This window comes from Micromonospora sp. CNB394 (assembly GCF_000374985.1).
GTDB classification, from domain to species: domain Bacteria; phylum Actinomycetota; class Actinomycetes; order Mycobacteriales; family Micromonosporaceae; genus Micromonospora; species Micromonospora marina.
Window position 1 is genome coordinate 1 of sequence record NZ_KB895850.1, and the last position, 15,452, is coordinate 15,452.

At 70.4% G+C, this 15,452-nt stretch carries 13 protein-coding genes and 1 pseudogene; 7 read left to right on the top strand and 7 right to left on the bottom strand.

Annotation, left to right across the window (positions count from 1 at the left end; genetic code table 11):
- Positions 1 to 227 (bottom strand): helix-turn-helix domain-containing protein (locus tag C569_RS0122935; RefSeq protein ID WP_026268540.1); only part of this gene is annotated, 227 nt, incomplete at its 3' end.
- A 381-nt stretch (positions 228 to 608) separates the two neighbouring features.
- Between C569_RS0122935 and C569_RS30840 the strand changes: the two genes are divergently transcribed.
- On the top strand, positions 609 to 2,183 hold the full coding sequence (locus C569_RS30840; RefSeq protein WP_051090524.1) for an MMPL family transporter: 1,575 nt from the start codon (positions 609 to 611) through the stop codon (positions 2,181 to 2,183).
- On the opposite strand, the gene C569_RS0122945 is transcribed toward C569_RS30840, so the two are convergent.
- Genes C569_RS0122945 through C569_RS30845 form a run of 3 tightly spaced genes read right to left on the bottom strand, consistent with a single transcriptional unit; the run spans position 2,128 to position 5,047 of the window.
- On the bottom strand, positions 2,128 to 2,967 hold the full coding sequence (locus C569_RS0122945) for a bifunctional 2-polyprenyl-6-hydroxyphenol methylase/3-demethylubiquinol 3-O-methyltransferase UbiG (protein WP_036346679.1): 840 nt from the start codon (positions 2,965 to 2,967) through the stop codon (positions 2,128 to 2,130). The genes C569_RS30840 and C569_RS0122945 overlap by 56 nt on opposite strands.
- 49 nt (positions 2,968 to 3,016) lie before the next feature.
- On the bottom strand, positions 3,017 to 3,895 hold the full coding sequence (locus C569_RS0122950) for a PD40 domain-containing protein (RefSeq protein ID WP_036346691.1): 879 nt from the start codon (positions 3,893 to 3,895) through the stop codon (positions 3,017 to 3,019).
- Positions 3,896 to 3,931: 36 nt separating this feature from the next.
- On the bottom strand, positions 3,932 to 5,047 hold the full coding sequence (locus C569_RS30845; RefSeq protein WP_018788090.1) for an iron-containing alcohol dehydrogenase: 1,116 nt from the start codon (positions 5,045 to 5,047) through the stop codon (positions 3,932 to 3,934).
- Here C569_RS30845 and C569_RS30850 point away from each other — a divergent pair.
- The 3 genes and pseudogenes from C569_RS30850 to C569_RS0122970 all read left to right on the top strand — a co-directional run.
- A pseudogene (locus C569_RS30850) lies at positions 4,986 to 6,233 on the top strand (cation:proton antiporter); the annotation flags it as partial. The gene C569_RS30845 and the pseudogene C569_RS30850 sit on opposite strands and share 62 nt — an antisense overlap.
- Positions 6,230 to 7,210 carry an ATP-binding cassette domain-containing protein gene (locus C569_RS0122965; protein ID WP_018788092.1) on the top strand — a complete coding sequence of 327 codons (981 nt, stop codon included), beginning with the start codon at positions 6,230 to 6,232 and terminating at the stop codon, positions 7,208 to 7,210. The pseudogene C569_RS30850 and the gene C569_RS0122965, both read left to right, overlap by 4 nt.
- 58 nt (positions 7,211 to 7,268) lie before the next feature.
- Positions 7,269 to 8,123: an ABC transporter permease gene (locus tag C569_RS0122970; protein WP_018788093.1), complete on the top strand. Its 855-nt coding sequence runs from the start codon at positions 7,269 to 7,271 to the stop codon at positions 8,121 to 8,123.
- Here the strand turns inward: C569_RS0122970 and C569_RS0122975 are convergent.
- The 3 genes from C569_RS0122975 to C569_RS0122985 form a co-directional block, all read right to left on the bottom strand.
- Positions 8,025 to 8,741, bottom strand: a complete 717-nt coding sequence (locus tag C569_RS0122975) for a DedA family protein (RefSeq protein WP_018788094.1) — start codon at positions 8,739 to 8,741, stop codon at positions 8,025 to 8,027. The genes C569_RS0122970 and C569_RS0122975 overlap by 99 nt on opposite strands.
- Positions 8,742 to 9,021: 280 nt before the next feature.
- Positions 9,022 to 9,162, bottom strand: coding sequence for a hypothetical protein (locus tag C569_RS33350; RefSeq protein WP_018788095.1), 141 nt, complete (start codon positions 9,160 to 9,162; stop codon positions 9,022 to 9,024).
- Between the two features lie 154 nt (positions 9,163 to 9,316).
- On the bottom strand, positions 9,317 to 10,285 hold the full coding sequence (locus C569_RS0122985; RefSeq protein WP_081636006.1) for a lanthionine synthetase LanC family protein: 969 nt from the start codon (positions 10,283 to 10,285) through the stop codon (positions 9,317 to 9,319).
- 1,383 nt (positions 10,286 to 11,668) lie between these two features.
- On the opposite strand from C569_RS0122985, the gene C569_RS32580 reads away from it, so the two are divergent.
- The 3 genes from C569_RS32580 (at position 11,669) to C569_RS0123005 (ending at position 15,406) form a co-directional block, all read left to right on the top strand.
- Positions 11,669 to 12,460, top strand: coding sequence for a site-specific integrase (locus C569_RS32580; protein WP_231394872.1), 792 nt, complete (start codon positions 11,669 to 11,671; stop codon positions 12,458 to 12,460).
- Positions 12,461 to 12,899: 439 nt separating this feature from the next.
- Entirely contained in the window at positions 12,900 to 14,165 is a 1,266-nt protein-coding gene (locus C569_RS0123000) for a beta-ketoacyl synthase (protein ID WP_018788098.1), read from the top strand.
- Positions 14,162 to 15,406: a ketosynthase chain-length factor gene (locus tag C569_RS0123005; protein ID WP_018788099.1), complete on the top strand. Its 1,245-nt coding sequence runs from the start codon at positions 14,162 to 14,164 to the stop codon at positions 15,404 to 15,406. The genes C569_RS0123000 and C569_RS0123005 overlap by 4 nt, the downstream gene beginning before the upstream one ends.
- Positions 15,407 to 15,452: the final 46 nt, after the last annotated feature.

A 15,452-nucleotide genomic window follows, 5' to 3' on the forward strand; every position in this document is an offset into this window, starting at 1 on the left:
AGATCGGCAAGCCCACGCTCAGCGAACTCCGACCGCCACGCTCGCACCGTCATCCGGGTCACCCCAGCCAGGGCCCCGATCTCGGCGTTGGCCATCCCGTCCGCGGCGTGCAGCAGCACCCGCGCCCGCTGCACCAGCCGATGCTCGGCCGTACGCGACTTGGCAAGAGACTCCAGCAGTTCCCGCTGGCCGGGTTCGAGCATCAGTGGTGCAGCAGCGCGTGTCACGTCCGAAGTCTACTAAAACGGCTAGCTATTTGCGAGACAGAACACTAGCAGCTACGCCCCTCACATCCGAACTCGGCCCCGGGGTGTCGAGCGGAGAGGGCGGTGCCGGCAGCTTCGACGCGCACTCTTGGGTATCACGGTGTTTCCAGATACACCGTGTATATTGAGTTCGGCATCGAGGCCGAGTCACGGTCGGATCGGGCACGTCGGTGACCCGGTTTGTCGGTCGTGGCTGGCTCCACGCACCCGTCTGAGTGGTGGCCCCTGAGTGGGCAGCGCGAAGCGGGTGTCATTCGCTTGCCGGGCGGACGGCAGCAGCCCGGCCAGCAGCCGGCGCGGCATGTGTGGCGGTCATCAACGGACGTCCTAGGGAGCCTGGGCATGTTTGCTAAGTGGGGAAGGCTCGTAGTGCGCCGAGCCTGGTGGGTCATCGGGGGATGGCTGACGGCCGCGGCGCTCATCATTGGGTTGCTACCCAGCCTCGCCGACATCACCAGCGCCGACCAGGGGAGCTTTCTGCCGGCCGAGTACGAGTCGGTAGAGGCCGCACACCTGTCCGCTGCCGCGTTCGGTCAGAAGACGGGGTCGACTGCCGTTGTCGTCGTACAACGCACCGATCATGCCCCGTTGACCGAAGCCGACGAGGGACAGGTGGCCGCGCTCGCGTCCGCCCTCGCGATGGCGAACGTCGCCCACACCGGTACCGCGAGCACCGGGCCAGAGGCGATCGCGCCCAACCGGTCGGTCCAGCTCATCAACGTGCCTATCACAGCGGAGTCGCAGGACAGCGAGAGCCAGCTGAAGGCGGTCACGGGTATCCGCAATGTGATCGGGGCCAGGCTGTCCGGCACCGGCCTGTCGGCGGGCGTGGCCGGCACCGCCGCGCAGGCCCTGGACAACGACAAGACGTTCAAGCGTGCGCTGGCCGCGGTCGGCATCGCGACCTTCTTGTTGATCATCGCGCTGATTCTCGTCATTTTCCGTAGTCCGATCGCGGCAGTGCTGCCGATCATCGTCATCGGCGCGGTCATGGAGGTGTCCTCGAGGCTGGTCGCCCTGACCGGGAAGATCTTTGACTTCAACGTCGACCAGAGCGTGCAGACACTGCTGCTGATCGTGCTGTACGGAATCGGGACGGACTACCTGCTGTTCCTGCTGTTCCGCTACCGGGAACGGCTCCGTGCGGGCGAGGACAGGAGGACCGCGATGGTCAACGCGGTGGAACGCATCGGTGAGGTGATCACATCCGCCGCGGCGGCGGTGATCGTCGCGTTCCTGGTGCTGGTTCTGGCCCAGTTCGGGGTTTTCAACTCGCTCGGGCTGGCACTGGCGATCGCCGTGTTCGTCATGCTTGTCACCGCCCTCACGCTGATTCCGGCTGTGGTCAGCCTCATCGGCCCGATGGTGTTCTGGCCGTCGAAAACGTGGCGTCGCCCGCCGAGGGGTCTGTTTCCGCGCATCGGCGCCGCGGTCGGCCGCAGACCGCTGCCGGCCGCCGTGTGCTCGGCGCTGATCCTCCTCGCGCTGGCGGCCGGAGTGGTCAACTTCAAGGCGGATTACGACTTCACGGCCGGATTCCCCAGCAGCACCGAATCCGCCCAGGCGGCGAAGGACCTGGAGCGGGGCTTCCCGCCGGGCGCCCTGAACCCGACCCAGGCATATCTCCGTAGCACGAACGGCGCCGAGTTGACGCCGAGCCAACTGACGGAGTTCCGAACCGCTTCCGCCGAGCTCGCCGGGGTTGGTGAAGTGCTGCCTCCGGTCAAGGCCCCGAACGGTAGCGTTGCCCGGTACGCCGTCCTGCTCTCTGGTAACCCGGCGTCCAACGAGACGATCGCCCTCTTAAAGGACAGCCTTCGCCACCAGGGCCCGCGGCGCCCACCGCGTCGCGGGTACGGGCTCAGCCGCCGTTCCGGCGCACCGCGGTCACCGCCACGGTGGCGTAGGGCAGGCTGAAGCTGCCGCCCATCCGGTCGATCACGGCGCCGACCTCGTCGAGCACCCGGGCCAGGTCGTCCGGTGGGAGTTTGGCGAGCGAACCCTGCGTGGGGAGCAGTGTCAGCCACTCGTCCCGCGAGTACGTCCGTTCCCAGTCGAACCGCCACTGCTCGGGCTCGTCGAAGCACCCGGTCCGCCGGATCCCGTCGGCGATCGTGTCGAACATCGGCTGGTAGAGGTCCATCGCGCTCCGTCGCCGGCCGGCGGCGTCGAACGGTGACCCAGGCGCCGACCGCCGGTATGCCGGCGCGGAACGGGTCGTCCAGCCCGGAAGCGCCATGCCGGCGGCGTCCGCCAGTTCGTGCGGGGTCAGGGAGGCGTGGTGGAACGGCGCGAGCAGGCCACCGGGCCGCAACGCGCGGGCGGCCTGCGTCGCGCCGGCTATCGGGTCCACCCAGTGCCAGGCCGTCCCGGCGACGACCGCGTCGAACATCCGGCCTGCCGGCTCCCAGGTCTCGAACTTCCCGACCTCGACCGGGACACCGGTGCTGCGCGCGTGATCCGCCATTGGCCCGTCGGGATCGACGCCGAGCACCGTGCACCCGGCTGCCTGGAACTGCCGGGCCTCGATCCCGCTGCCGCAGCCGACGTCGAGGACGTCGCGGCCGGGCGCGGCCTCGACGATCCGCCTGACGAGCTTGTCCGGGTACGTGGGCCGGGACCGGTCGTAGAGAGCCGCGCCTCCGTCGAAGTAGGTCGTGACCGGGGGGGACGGATTTCCTTCTTGCGACAATGCAGACATAGCACCACAGTACAATGAATATGCGCGAATGTAATGACTTGCGTCGATGCTACCCCGGCTTTTCACGGGGGTAGGCGACGTAGGCGAAGGCCGAGCTGTCCGGCGCCCAGCCGGGGCTGTTCAGCGTGCCCTGACCGCCGAGGACGCGGGCCACGGTGACGGCCGAGGACCAGTCGTTCACCGGAACCACCCGCACCTCGACCCGGACGTTCGAGGGATGACCCTCCGTGCCCGGAGCGAACGCCAGGTAGGCCGCCCACCGACCGTCGGGCGAAAGGTGCGGAAACCAGTTGACGTTGTCGTCGAACGTCAGTCGTTCCAGTCCGCCGCCGTCGGGGCGCATGCGCGCGATCTGGGCGTGGCCGTCGAACAGCTCGGTGTTGAAGTAGATCCACTCACCGTCCGGCGAGTACTCGCACCCGTCGGAGTGCCCCGGCCCGGTGGTCAGCCGGCGGTAGTCGCCGCCGTCGACCGACATCGTGAAGACGTCCCCCCGGGCCCGCCCGGGTCCCGGTTCCAGCCCGACGAACGCGAGCCGGTCGCCGCGCGGGTGCACGCCGTGCAGGTAGTGGTGCACCCCGGCTCCGGCGCCGCGCGTGATGAGCGTGGCCGCCCCGCCGCGCACCGGTGCCCGGTATATCTGCCGGTCGTACCCGGACAGGTAGATGTGGTCGCCGTCCGGGTCGAGGGCGTGGTCGTTGTTGAGCTGCGGGACCCCGGTGACGTCGATCCGGTTCAACCGCGCCGCCGGGGACAGGTCCAGCTGCCACAGCAGGCCGTCACCATTGAGGAGCAGCGCGTCCCCGGCGGCCACCCAGTTGGGCGCCTCCAGCCGGCAGCGGGTCGTCTCGAACCGCAGGACGGGGTCCGCGCCGGTGGGTGCGGCGGTCCAGACCTCGCACTTCTGCCCCGGCAACAGCTTCCGCATCTCCACTCACGTCTCCTCTGATCGTCGGGCTCCGGCCTACCCGCGGGCGATCACCGTCGCGGTTCTCCTCGTCGCGGCCCGGGCGGCGCCGGCCACCACGTCGTCGGGGCTCAGCAGGCGGGGATTGTTCTCCGCCCGGCCGGAGGCGAGCGAGTTTCGCCAGTCGCAGTGCGGCATCCGGAAGTCCCGCAGGCCGTGCATCACGAGCAGGCGGTCGACGAGGTCCTCCAGCGGCGTGCCGGCGGCGTCGACGCAGATCCGCTGGAGGTCGTCGACGAGCTGCCGCACAGCGGCCGCACCGTCTGGATGGCGGGTGTCGGCCTCCGTCGCGGCCGCGTTGAAGCCGATCAGCCACCGTAGGTGCAGCCCGACCGCGGTCCCGTGGACGATGCCGTGCCGCGCGGTGAGCGCGTAGGACAGCGCGTGGGCCGCGGTGGTGCGCGAGGTGTTGATCGCCGCGCCCGCGAGCGCGGCGCCCCGGGCCAGCTCGGTCCGCAGCCCGGGATCCGCGAAGCGGCCACCGCTCGTCACGGCGGCGATGACCGGGGCGAGCGTCTCGACCGCCCGCACCGCCAGGGCCCGGGAGGCGGGCGTGGCCGCGACCGCCCACGCCGACTCAACCGCCTGCGCCAGCGCGTCCAGGGCACTCGCCGCCGCCATCGGCACCGGCACCGTCGTCGCGAGGTCCGGATCGATCAGGACGTGGTCGGCCCGGGCGCTCGGGTGGTCGAGGGAGAGCTTGCGGTAGCCGAGGTAGACAGTGGCGAAGCTCGTCAGTTCACTGCCGGAGCCAGCGATCGTCGGCACCTGGACCAGCAGCGTGCTTCGGTCCGCCGGCACGGTGCCGGGATCGAGCAGGTAGCCCTCCGGGTCCCCGTCGCAGTTGGCCAGCACCGCGACGCACTTGGCGACGTCCATCGCGCTGCCACCGCCGATGCCCACCACCGCGTCGGGACGGTGGTCCCGGGCCAGCGCGACCGCCTCGCGCACCTGGGCGAGGACCGGATTCGGGCGGACGCCCGCGTAGCAGCGGACGTCCGCGTCGAGACGGTCGACGGTCGCCGCGGCAGCGCCCTCCGCACTCTGTCTTGGCCGGCTCGCGGAGCGTGTCGGCCTGCCCTCGGTCGTCGGTGAGCTGATGACCGGCGTCATCCTCGGTCCCTCGTTGCTGGGCTGGGCGGTGCCCGGGCTGGCCGGATGGCTGCTGCCGCCCGATCCGACCCAGGCACACCTGCTCGACGCGGTGAGCCAACTCGGCCTTCTGTTGCTGGTCGGTGTCGCCGGCGCCCACCTGGATCTGAAGGTCATCGGAAGACGCGGCCAGACCATCGCCTGGCTGGGGCTGACCACGCTGTCGATACCGCTGACACTCGGTCTCCTCGTGGGTTACCTGCTGCCAGGTTCGATGCTGATGGACGGGGTCGACCGACTGACGATGGCCCTGTTCCTCGGCGTGGCCATGAGTGTCACCGCCATCCCCGTGATCGCCAAGACGCTGAGCGACATGAAGCTGCTGCACCGCGACGTCGGTCAACTCACGCTCGCGGTGGCCGCCGTGGATGACGCGGTCGCCTGGCTCCTGCTGTCGGTGGTCTCTACCATGGCGGTGACGGGGTTGGTGTGGGGCCAGGTCGCGCTCTCCGTCCTGTACCTGATGGGATTCGTGGTCTTCGCCGCCGTTCTGGGGCGACCGCTGGTCCGGGGCGCCATGCGACTCGCGAACCGATCGGCCGAACCGGGCGTCTCGTCGGCCACCGCCGCCGTACTGGTCATCCTCTCCGCGGCGGCCAGCCACGCGCTGGGACTGGAGGCCGTGCTCGGCGCGTTCCTCGCCGGGGTGCTGATCGGAGCGCCGGGTGCCGGAGATCCGGTCCGGCTGGCTCCGCTGCGTACCGTGGTGCTGGCGGTCCTCGCACCGATCTTCCTGGCGAGTGCCGGACTGAAGATCGACCTGACCGCGCTGGCCGAGCCGGTGGTGCTGCTCGCCGGCCTGGCCATCCTCGCGGTCGCGATCCTCGGCAAGGTCGCCGGTGCCTATCTGGGCGCCCGGATCAGCCGGCTGGGCCACTGGGAGGGCCTTGCGCTGGGCGCGGGTCTGAACGCGCGCGGCGCGGTGGAGATCGTGGTCGCGATGGTCGGCCTGCGGCTGGGGCTGTTGAACACGGCGATGTACACCATCATCGTGCTGGTCGGCCTGTCCACATCGATCATGGCGCCGCCGACGCTGCGCTGGACGATGCGCCGGGTGGAACTGAAGACCACGGAGCGGCTGCGGGAGGCCGAACTCGCCGGCTGGACCGGGGTGTCCCCGACTCGCCAGCGTGAGGAGCCCGAGTGAGCGACGCGTCGACCCCAGAGACCGTGATCAGGACGACCGGCCTGGTCAAGACCTTCGGTGCGACCCGGGCCCTGGACGGGGTGGACCTTGAGGTACCAGCCGGTTCGGTACTCGGGCTGCTCGGACACAACGGGGCGGGGAAGACCACCCTGATCCACGTTCTCGCCACCTTGACCCCGCCGACCGCGGGTACCGCCGAGGTGGCGGGCTACGACGTGGTGCGCCAACCGGTCGAGGTACGCCGCCGGATCGGCGTTACGGGACAGTTCGCCACCGTGGACGAGCAGCTCACCGGGACGGCCAACCTGGTCCTGGTGGCGCGGCTGCTCGGCGCGAGCGCCCGCCAGGCCAGGAGCCGGGCCGGGCAGTTGATCGAGGTGTTCGGGCTGACCGGCGCCGCTGGCCGGGCGGTCCGTACCTACTCCGGCGGAATGCGGCGTCGGCTCGACCTGGCTATCGCGTTGATCGCCCGGCCCGCACTGCTCTTCTTGGACGAGCCGACGACCGGGCTGGACCCGGTGAGCCGCATGGCTCTCTGGGACATGGTCAGGGATCTCGTAGTGGAGGGGACCAGCGTCCTGCTCACCACGCAGTACCTGGACGAGGCCGACCGGCTGGCCGACCGGATCGTGGTGCTCGAGTCGGGCCGGACGGTGGCCTCGGGAACGGCGGCCGACCTCAAGGCCACCACCGGTCGGCGTTCCATCCACGTCACGCTGGCCGGCGAGACACCGACCGCGCCGGTACTGGAGGGGCTCCGTCGGGGCGGGTTCGAGCCAGCGCTGGACGCGTCGGGGCGGATGGTCATCGTCCCGGCGGACGGCTTCGCCGACCTCGCCGCGATCGTCGGGGTGTTGACCGTGGAGGGTGTCGCCGTGTCCCGCCTCGACCTCACCGAACCGACGCTCGACGACGTGTATCTCGCCCTGACCCGGCCTGCGGCGACCGGTGACGCGGTACCGACCGGGCGGCGCTGAGCCGGCCCGATCGCCCCGCCCCGCCCCAGCCGCTACGGGGCCGTTGAGGAGGACCAGGATGAGGACTCTTGCTCGCTCGGGTGACGCGGCCGAGGTCGGGGCGGATCCCGCCTCGTGGCGCGGCACCGGCGCGTTCACCCAGTTGCGGGTGTTGACCGCACGTCAACTCGCGGTGGTGTATGGCGACCGGCGCATCGCCCTGTTCACCGTCCTGCAACCGATCATCATGTTGATGCTCTTCAGCCAGGTCTTCGGGAGCATGGCGGACCCGGCGAGCTTCCCCGGGGGCGTCCGCTACGTCGACTACCTGATCCCGGCGCTGCTCGTGACCACTGGTATCGGCTCGGCCCAGGGGGCGGGGCTGGGGCTGGTCCGGGAGATGGAGTCCGGGATGGTGGCCCGGTTCAGGTTCCTGCCGGTCAGTCCGCCCCTGGTTCTCGTTGCCCGCTCGCTCACGGACCTGGTCCGGGTGCTGGGCCAGTTGCTGACTCTGCTGGCGTGCGGGTGGGTGGTGCTGCGGTTCGAGCCGACCGGCGGTCTGGCCGGCCTGGGTGCCGCGGTCGTGCTGGCACTGCTCATGTCCTGGTCGCTGATGTGGGTCTTCATCGCCCTGGCGACCTGGCTGCGCAGCATCGAGGTGCTGTCCAGCGTCGGGTTTCTGGTGACCTTCCCCCTGATGTTCGCCTCCAGCGCCTTCGTGCCCCTGGATGCGTTGCCAGGCTGGCTGCAACTGGTCGCCGCATTCAACCCGGTCACCTACGCCGTCGAGGCCGCCCGTCACCTCGCGCTCGGCTGGAGCGCTGGGGGGACCGTGCTAGCTGCGCTCGCCACCAGTCTGGGGCTCGCAGTCTGCGCTGCTCTCGTCGCCGTGCGCGGGTACCGCAGACCGCCGAACGAGCGGCGCGGTGGATGATGCCACCGCCTCGGCCCGTCGGCGTCGCCGGGTGAACACCACGAGCGCGAGGACGACCAGGACCACCAGGATCACCGTGCCGGTGTTGCCGATGACCGTCTCGATGCGTTCCACGGAGGCGCCGGCCAGCGCGCCGGCGAACACGTAGAGTGCCGACCACATGTAGGCCCCGGCCAGCGACGCGGGAAGGAAACGCGGATAGGGCACCTTGGCCATCCCGGCGGTGGCCGGGGTGAGTGTGCGGACGATGGGCAGCAGACGGGTCAGGAACACCGCCCACGCGCCGTAGCGTTGCAGCGCCTCCATCGCACGGTCCCAGTTCGCGGGGCTGATCAGGCGGCCGGGATAGATGTCGCGCAGGCGTTGGCCGTATCGGCGGCCGAGGAGGTAGCCGATGTGGTCGCCAGCGGAGTTCGCCACGCCCACGACCAGGAAGAGGGAGACGAGGGCGACCGGGCTGTCCATCGCGGCTCCCAGCACCAGTACGACGGTCTCCCCGGGGACGACGATTCCGACGCCCAGCCCCGACTCGGCGGTGCTGAACGCGGCGGCGGCCAGGAGTACCACCGGCGTCGGAAGGTCGGACAGGGTGTCCAGGACGCCGTTGATCCACGACACAGACTTACCTCCAGGTTGATCAATCCACAGGGCGCCGTCACGTATCGTGCTCAAGCATGAGCGTATCATCACGGGTAGTTTCGGGCAGTCCTCGGATGAAAAGGGCTCTAAGCCCTTTTCATCCTTGACACATCGTTTGTCCTGTGTGGGCGATCCCCGGCCGATGCTGCCTGGGGCGCCCCCGACCCGGTCGGGCTGCCTTCGTGCAGGACCGTGTCGGCACGGTGTGCCGGCGGTGGTCCGGCGCCGGACGGCGCCGGACCACCCTCGTGCAGGTTGGTCAGTCCGTGCAGCAGAGGCTCGGCAGTGAGTCGCTCGTCCACACCGGACAGGTCAGCCCGCAGGACGCCGCGGCGTGCGCGCCTGGGGCGGTCACCTCGAGCTCGGGCAGTTGTTGCAGGAGGTTGATGTCGGTGTCCATGTCGGCTCCTCTGATCGATCGTCGCGTGGAGGGTGGGGGACCGGTATCGACCCATCGGTGGACCGGGTTCGCCCCCGCGGTGCGGGTCGTGGCGGTCGCCGCCGGTGGCCCCCGGGGCCGGGCGCGGACCGGATCGGTCAGCCGCACCGGCGGGTCAGGCCGCATGCCGCATTGCGTCCGTCGGGCCCGGATCGTCGACCATCCACTGTCGCGACGACCGGTACCGCAATCGGAGCAGGAAGCCGAGGAAGCCGCTCATCCCTGTGCCGTACTCGCAGCCGAAGCCGGTCATGGTTTCGTCCGGCAGCACCAGCCGGCCGTTGATGCTGGCGCCGCGCAGATATCCGATCCACGCCAGTTCCTCGGCCCAACGTCGGAGCGACGGGTTGCCCGTGGCGTCGGCGAGGTCCAGCAGGAACTCGCCGTTGCCGGCGAGCCCGTGGCACTGCACAGGTGCCGGATGCCAACGCCGCCGGTACACGGCGGTGGCGGCGTCGAGTGCCACGTCCAGGAAGGACCGTTCGCCGGTAGCCTGCCAGAGCCGTACCAGCAAGGTGCCGATTCCGGAACCGCCGCTACACCAGTGCTCCATCGGGTCGATCGGGTCGTCCACGGTCGAGGGCCACAGCGCGGCCCCGTTCTCCGACACCCGGCGGGTCAGCAGGTGCCGTCCGGTCCGTACGGCCAGCTCGGTCCAGTCCGACCGCCCCGCGTACCTGCCGGCCACCAGCAGGAAGTAGGCGATCCCGGCGCTGCCATGCGCGAAGCCGAGGTGGGTGACTCCGGCCAGCCGCGAGTCGAAGGTTGCCGGGATGGACCAGCGGGGACCGCCGTCGTCGTACGTGACTCTGTGTGCCAACTCGTCGGCGCAGGCCCGTACCCGATCGGCGAACCCGTCGTCGCCGGTTCGCCGCCAGAAGTGGAGACTGGTGAGGCCGGCGCCGGCCAACCCGTGCGCGATGTCGGGGTTTTCCCAGCTCGTCGGGACCTGCCGAGCCAGATTGACGGCCCGGTCGGCGAGCTTCTCGTCGGCCAGCGCATCGGCCGCATCGAGCAACGCCCAAGCGAGTCCGGTCCGAGTGGTACACACGGATCCGGGCGGCGTTGAACGGGCCGCCGGCATCGACGAGGTCTGCCAGCCCCTTGCCGCCCCTCCGTCTCTTGTCGGGCTGACGGCAGGGCGGAGGGCACGAAGGTCTCCTCGGGGCCGGGGGAAGGGGGACCCGGCGAGGAGGGCAGACCAACTTCGGGCTAAACAGACCTCTCTCGAGCCACTCTCGCCGGCGGTCGTGGTCGGGGCGCAGGCCGTTCGAGGGCCAGCCCGTGGGCGGCAGGTGTTTCCCGAGCGACCCCGGCCACAACCTCGGAGATCATGGCTGCAGACCCTGGTCTCCGCTGCCGATTCAACAAGTTGGAGACCTCTCTGTTGCCAACGCCTTGACACAGAGAGGTGCCGTTAGCGAGACAGCCCCCAACGGGGCGCAGCAGGAGATGCCGCTGAGTGACAGGGCGACGGACAGGATGTCAGCGCCGCTCTTGACCACCCGGCGTAACGAGGACGGTAACGGACCGCTCTTCCCGGTAAGGGAGTGGTCGGCATGCACCGGCAGGAGGCATCACAACCGGATCCTGTTCTGTCCTGGTATGCGGACGTATCGAGCTGTTCCGACATGGCGTGACAAAATCGTTGTCAAACTGGGGGTCAAGGGGTCGTCGGTTCGAATCCAGATGACCTGATTAAGGGTCGGGGGCTGGCCCAAACTTCTGGCCAGCCCCCGACGGTGTACTGGACGGATCCCCGTTGACTGTCGGGACCCGTACAGTCCGGATGGGGATCGTCAACCGATCGGGATGGCGCCAACAACACGCAACCCGAGATGGGTATCGGTTCGTGTCGATCCTCGGACACCAATTTGCAGCATCCATGCTGTGTTTCGCGTACTGGTGGTCAAGCACGCTTGACCACGTAAATCCCAGCGCGGCGACTCCCCCGATCGACCCTGTCTCGATCGGGGGCGGTTGTCGTGGCTGATCGTTCTGTGGTTCCTGTCATCCCGCCGGTCGGTGATGCTGGCCGACCGGGGGCAGGCGTCCCGTCGCCCCCGTGGTGGAGCGCCTCGCCGTCCGCCGTTGCCGCTGCCGGTGTTGCCGTCGCCACGCGGCGGCACGATGGTGTACGGCCTGGCTGCCATCGACAACAGCGGCAGGGTCGCCGACCGCACGCTCATCCGCGCCCTCGGCTGGGTGCCGGGCACGCGCCTGCACATCCGCGAGGGCGCCGGAGTCATCGTCGTCCGGCTGGACCGGCAGGGCGTCTTCACCGTCAGCGGCCAAGGCCATCTGCGTCTGCCGGCGGCCGTCCGACACTGGTGCGGGCTCACCGCCGGCGACCGCGTGTTCCTGGCCGCCAACCCCGCTGACGGCCTGCTCGTGGTGCACCCTCCTGCCGCCCTGGACGCGATGGTCGTCGCGGCGCACGCCGAGGCGTTGGGGGGGGTGGTCAGGCATGAGCGACACCACCGTGGGTCGGGCGGAGCTGGATGCCGTGCGGCTGCTGCTGGCGCGGATGGGCATCTCTCCGGCCGACCTCGTCGAGGCGGTGTCGGACCGTCCACCGGCGCCGACGTTCGCCGAGTACGTGCCGGTGGTATCGGCGGCGGTCAGCGACGGTACCCGGCGCGCGTACGGCTCGTACTGGAAACGGATCCTGGAGCAGTGGGGACAGCGTCGGCTCAACGAGCCGACGCCGTCGGAGATCGAGCAGCTCGCCGAGTACACCAAGACGCACGTCGTGGCCCGGCGCAACGCTCGCGGCGGACGCAGCGCCGCGGAGCACCTGATCGCCGCGCTGCGGTGCCTGTACAAGCGGGCGGTTGCTGACGGGTACGTCAGCGCGGCGGACAATCCGGCGCTCAAGGTAGCCAAGCCGCGGCGCCTGCCCAGCACCAGACGAGCCGTTGCCGACAGCAGGCTGGCGGAGATCAACGCCGTCGCTGCCAGCACGGGCGACGACCCCGCGCTGGACAGCCTGCTTCTGCGGCTGCACACCGAAACGGCGTGCCGCCGGGGCGGTGCGCTGGCTCTGCGGCCGGTCGACCTGGACCCGGACCAGTGCCTGATCCTGCTACGGGAAGGGCGACACGGTGCGGTGGCACCCGGTGTCACCGACGCTGATGAGGCATCTGCAGCAGCATGCCGAGGAGCGCCAGGCGACCGGAACGGGGCAGCTGCTGCGTTACCGCAACGGGCAGCCGATCACCTACCGGCGCTACGACCACCTGTGGGTGCGCATCGGTGAGCACCTGCCGTGGTGTACGGGCAACAGATCAGCACCCACTGGCTGCGGCACACGACGCTGACGTGGGTCGAGCGGAACTTCGGCTACGCCGTGGCACGCGCGTACGCCGGGCACTCCGAGAGCGGTAGCGATGCTGGCACCACCATTACGTATGTCCGGGCGAGTCTTCAGGAGGTCGCCGTCGCTCTGGCGGCACTGACCAACGAGCTCCGTCCGAGCGTTGGCGGGGGCGATCCGGGCCGCGGACCCATCGAGCTTCGAGCGTGGTTCGAGCGCCATTGCCGAGGCTGTCTGCGTCGCCGGGCGGCAACCCCGGCGGCCGTCGTCCGTGCACGTCCGGCGAAGGGAACGCACCGGTGATGAATCGCTCAGTCCGCCCGCCGACTCCAGGCCCGGTCGCCCTGCCCCGGGTCGAGCGGATCGCCCCGGGAGCCCGCTCATGAGCCGCCGCGTGGTCATCACCGGTATCGGCGTCCGCGCTCCCGGTGGGCGCGGCACCAAGGAGTTCTGGGATCTGCTCTCCTCGGGCCGTACGGCCACCCGCACCATCTCGTACTTCGACGCCTCCCCGTTCCGGTCCCGGGTCGCGGGCGAGTGCGACTTCGACCCGGAACTGGAAGGGCTCAGTCCCCGCCAGATCCGTCGCATGGACCGGGCCAGTCAGTTCGCCGTGGTCTGTGCGCGGGAGGCCGTGGAGGACAGCGGTCTCGACCTGGCGGCGACCGACCCGCACCGGATCGGGGTCAGCCTGGGCAGTGCCGTCGCCGCGGCGACCAGCCTGGAGCGGGAGTACCTGGTGCTCTCCGACAGCGGGCGCCGGTGGCTGGTCGATCAGGACTATCTGTCGCCCCACATGTTCGACTACCTCATTCCCAGCGTGATGCCGGCGGAGGTGGCCTGGACGGTCGGCGCCGAGGGGCCGGTCACCATGGTCTCGGACGGCTGCACCTCCGGTCTCGACGCGGTCAGCTACGCCAGTGACCTGATCCGAGAGGGCACGCTCGACGTGGCGCTCACCGGCGCGGCCGACACGCCGATCACCCCGATCGTGGTGGCCTGCTTCGACGCGATCAAGGCCACCACGACGCACAACGACGAGCCCGAGCAGGCGTCCCGGCCGTTCGACGGCACCCGCAACGGGTTCGTCCTCGCCGAGGGGGCGGCGATGTTCGTGGTGGAGGAGTACGAGCACGCGCGACGTCGCGGCGCGCACGTCTACGCCGAGATCACCGGCTACGCCACCCGCTGCAACGCGTACCACATGACCGGGTTGAAGCGCGACGGCCGGGAGATGGCCGAGGCGATCCGGTCGGCGCTCGACGATTCCCGGGTGGACCCGACGGCGGTGGACTACGTCAACGCCCACGGCTCGGGCACCCAGCAGAACGACCGGCACGAGACCGCGGCGTTCAAGCGCAGCCTCGGCGACCACGCGTACCGGGTGCCGGTCAGCTCCATCAAGTCCATGGTGGGTCACTCGCTGGGGGCGATCGGCTCGATCGAGATCGCCGCCTGCGCGCTGGCGATCGAGCACGGCGTGGTGCCACCCACCGCCAATCTGCGGACACCCGACCCGGAGTGCGACCTCGACTACGTGCCGATCACCGCCCGGGAGCAGCGGCTGGACACCGTCCTTAGCGTCGGCAGCGGCTTCGGCGGCTTCCAGAGCGCGATGGTGCTGCGGTCGGTGGGGGCGGCGGCATGAGCGAGCCCGTCTACGTCACCGGTATCGGGGTGGTGGCCCCGAACGGCCTCGGTGTCAAGGAGTTCTGGTCTTCCACGTTGGAGGGCCGCAGCGGCATCGCGCCGCTGACCCGGTTCGACTCCACCGGTTACCCGGCGCGCCTCGCCGGGCAGATCCTCGACTTCGACGCGGCCGAGCACCTGCCGAACCGGCTGCTACCGCAGACCGACGTGTCCACCCGGCTGGCCCTCGTCGCCGCCGACTGGGCGCTGCGGGATGCGGCCGTCAACCAGGCCGCGATGACCGACTACGACATGGGCGTGATCACCTCGAACGCCTCGGGTGGCTTCCAGTTCACCCACGGCGAGTTCCGCAAGCTGTGGTCCCAGGGGCCGCAGTTCGTCAGCGTCTACGAGTCGTTCGCCTGGTTCTACGCGGTCAACACCGGCCAAATCTCCATCCGGCACGGGATGCGCGGGCCGGGCGCGGTGCTGGTCGCCGAGCAGGCGGGTGGCCTGGACGCCCTCGGGCACGCCCGGCGTACCGCCCGGCGTGGCACGGCCCTGGTGGTCAGCGGCGGCGTCGACTCCTCCTTCGATCCGTGGGGCTGGCTGTCGCACCTGTCCAGCGGCCGGGTCAGCGCGGTGGGCGACCGGGACCGGGCGTACCTGCCCTTCGACACGGCCGCCAGCGGCTACCTGCCGGGGGAGGGCGGCGCGATCCTGGTCGTCGAGCGCGCCGACGCCGTCGCCCGGCGGCGGGCGCCGCAGGTGTACGGGGAGATCGCCGGATACGCCGCCACCTTCGACCCGCCCGAGGGCAGCGACCGGCCGCCCGGGTTGCGGCGGGCCGTGGAACTCGCGCTCGACGACGCCCGCCTGCGACCCGGGGACGTCGACGTGGTGTTCGCCGACGCGTCGGGGGTGCCCGAACTGGACCGGGCCGAGGCCGATGCGTTCCGGGAGATCTTCGGCCCGAATGGGGTGCCCGTCACCGCGCCGAAGACGCTGACCGGTCGGCTCTACTCCGGCGGGGGACCGCTGGACGTCGTCGCCGCCCTGCTTTCGATCCGCGACGGGGTGGTCCCGCCGACCTGGCACACGGCCGACGTACCGGCCGACCATGGCATCGACCTGGTGCTCGGGGAGCCCCGGAACCGTTCGGTCTCCGTCGCCCTGGTCCTGGCCCGGGGCCGCTGGGGCTTCAACGCGGCGATGGTCCTGCGGGCGGTCGCCGACGGCGCGGGCTCCGCCCGCGCCTGACCCGCACGTGCACGACGAGTGACACCGTGACCGATGAGGAGAAACC

Coding starts and splice junctions, on each gene's coding strand:
- C569_RS33350 (WP_018788095.1), bottom strand. CDS start 9,162: ATGGACACCGACATCAACCTCCTGCAACAACTGCCCGAGCTCGAGGTG.
- C569_RS0123005 (WP_018788099.1), top strand. CDS start 14,162: ATGAGCGAGCCCGTCTACGTCACCGGTATCGGGGTGGTGGCCCCGAAC.
- C569_RS0122945 (WP_036346679.1), bottom strand. CDS start 2,967: ATGTCTGCATTGTCGCAAGAAGGAAATCCGTCCCCCCCGGTCACGACC.
- C569_RS0122985 (WP_081636006.1), bottom strand. CDS start 10,285: ATGCCGGCGGCCCGTTCAACGCCGCCCGGATCCGTGTGTACCACTCGG.
- C569_RS0123000 (WP_018788098.1), top strand. CDS start 12,900: ATGAGCCGCCGCGTGGTCATCACCGGTATCGGCGTCCGCGCTCCCGGT.
- C569_RS0122950 (WP_036346691.1), bottom strand. CDS start 3,895: ATGCGGAAGCTGTTGCCGGGGCAGAAGTGCGAGGTCTGGACCGCCGCA.
- C569_RS30840 (WP_051090524.1), top strand. CDS start 609: ATGTTTGCTAAGTGGGGAAGGCTCGTAGTGCGCCGAGCCTGGTGGGTC.
- C569_RS32580 (WP_231394872.1), top strand. CDS start 11,669: ATGAGCGACACCACCGTGGGTCGGGCGGAGCTGGATGCCGTGCGGCTG.
- C569_RS0122970 (WP_018788093.1), top strand. CDS start 7,269: ATGAGGACTCTTGCTCGCTCGGGTGACGCGGCCGAGGTCGGGGCGGAT.
- C569_RS30845 (WP_018788090.1), bottom strand. CDS start 5,047: ATGACGCCGGTCATCAGCTCACCGACGACCGAGGGCAGGCCGACACGC.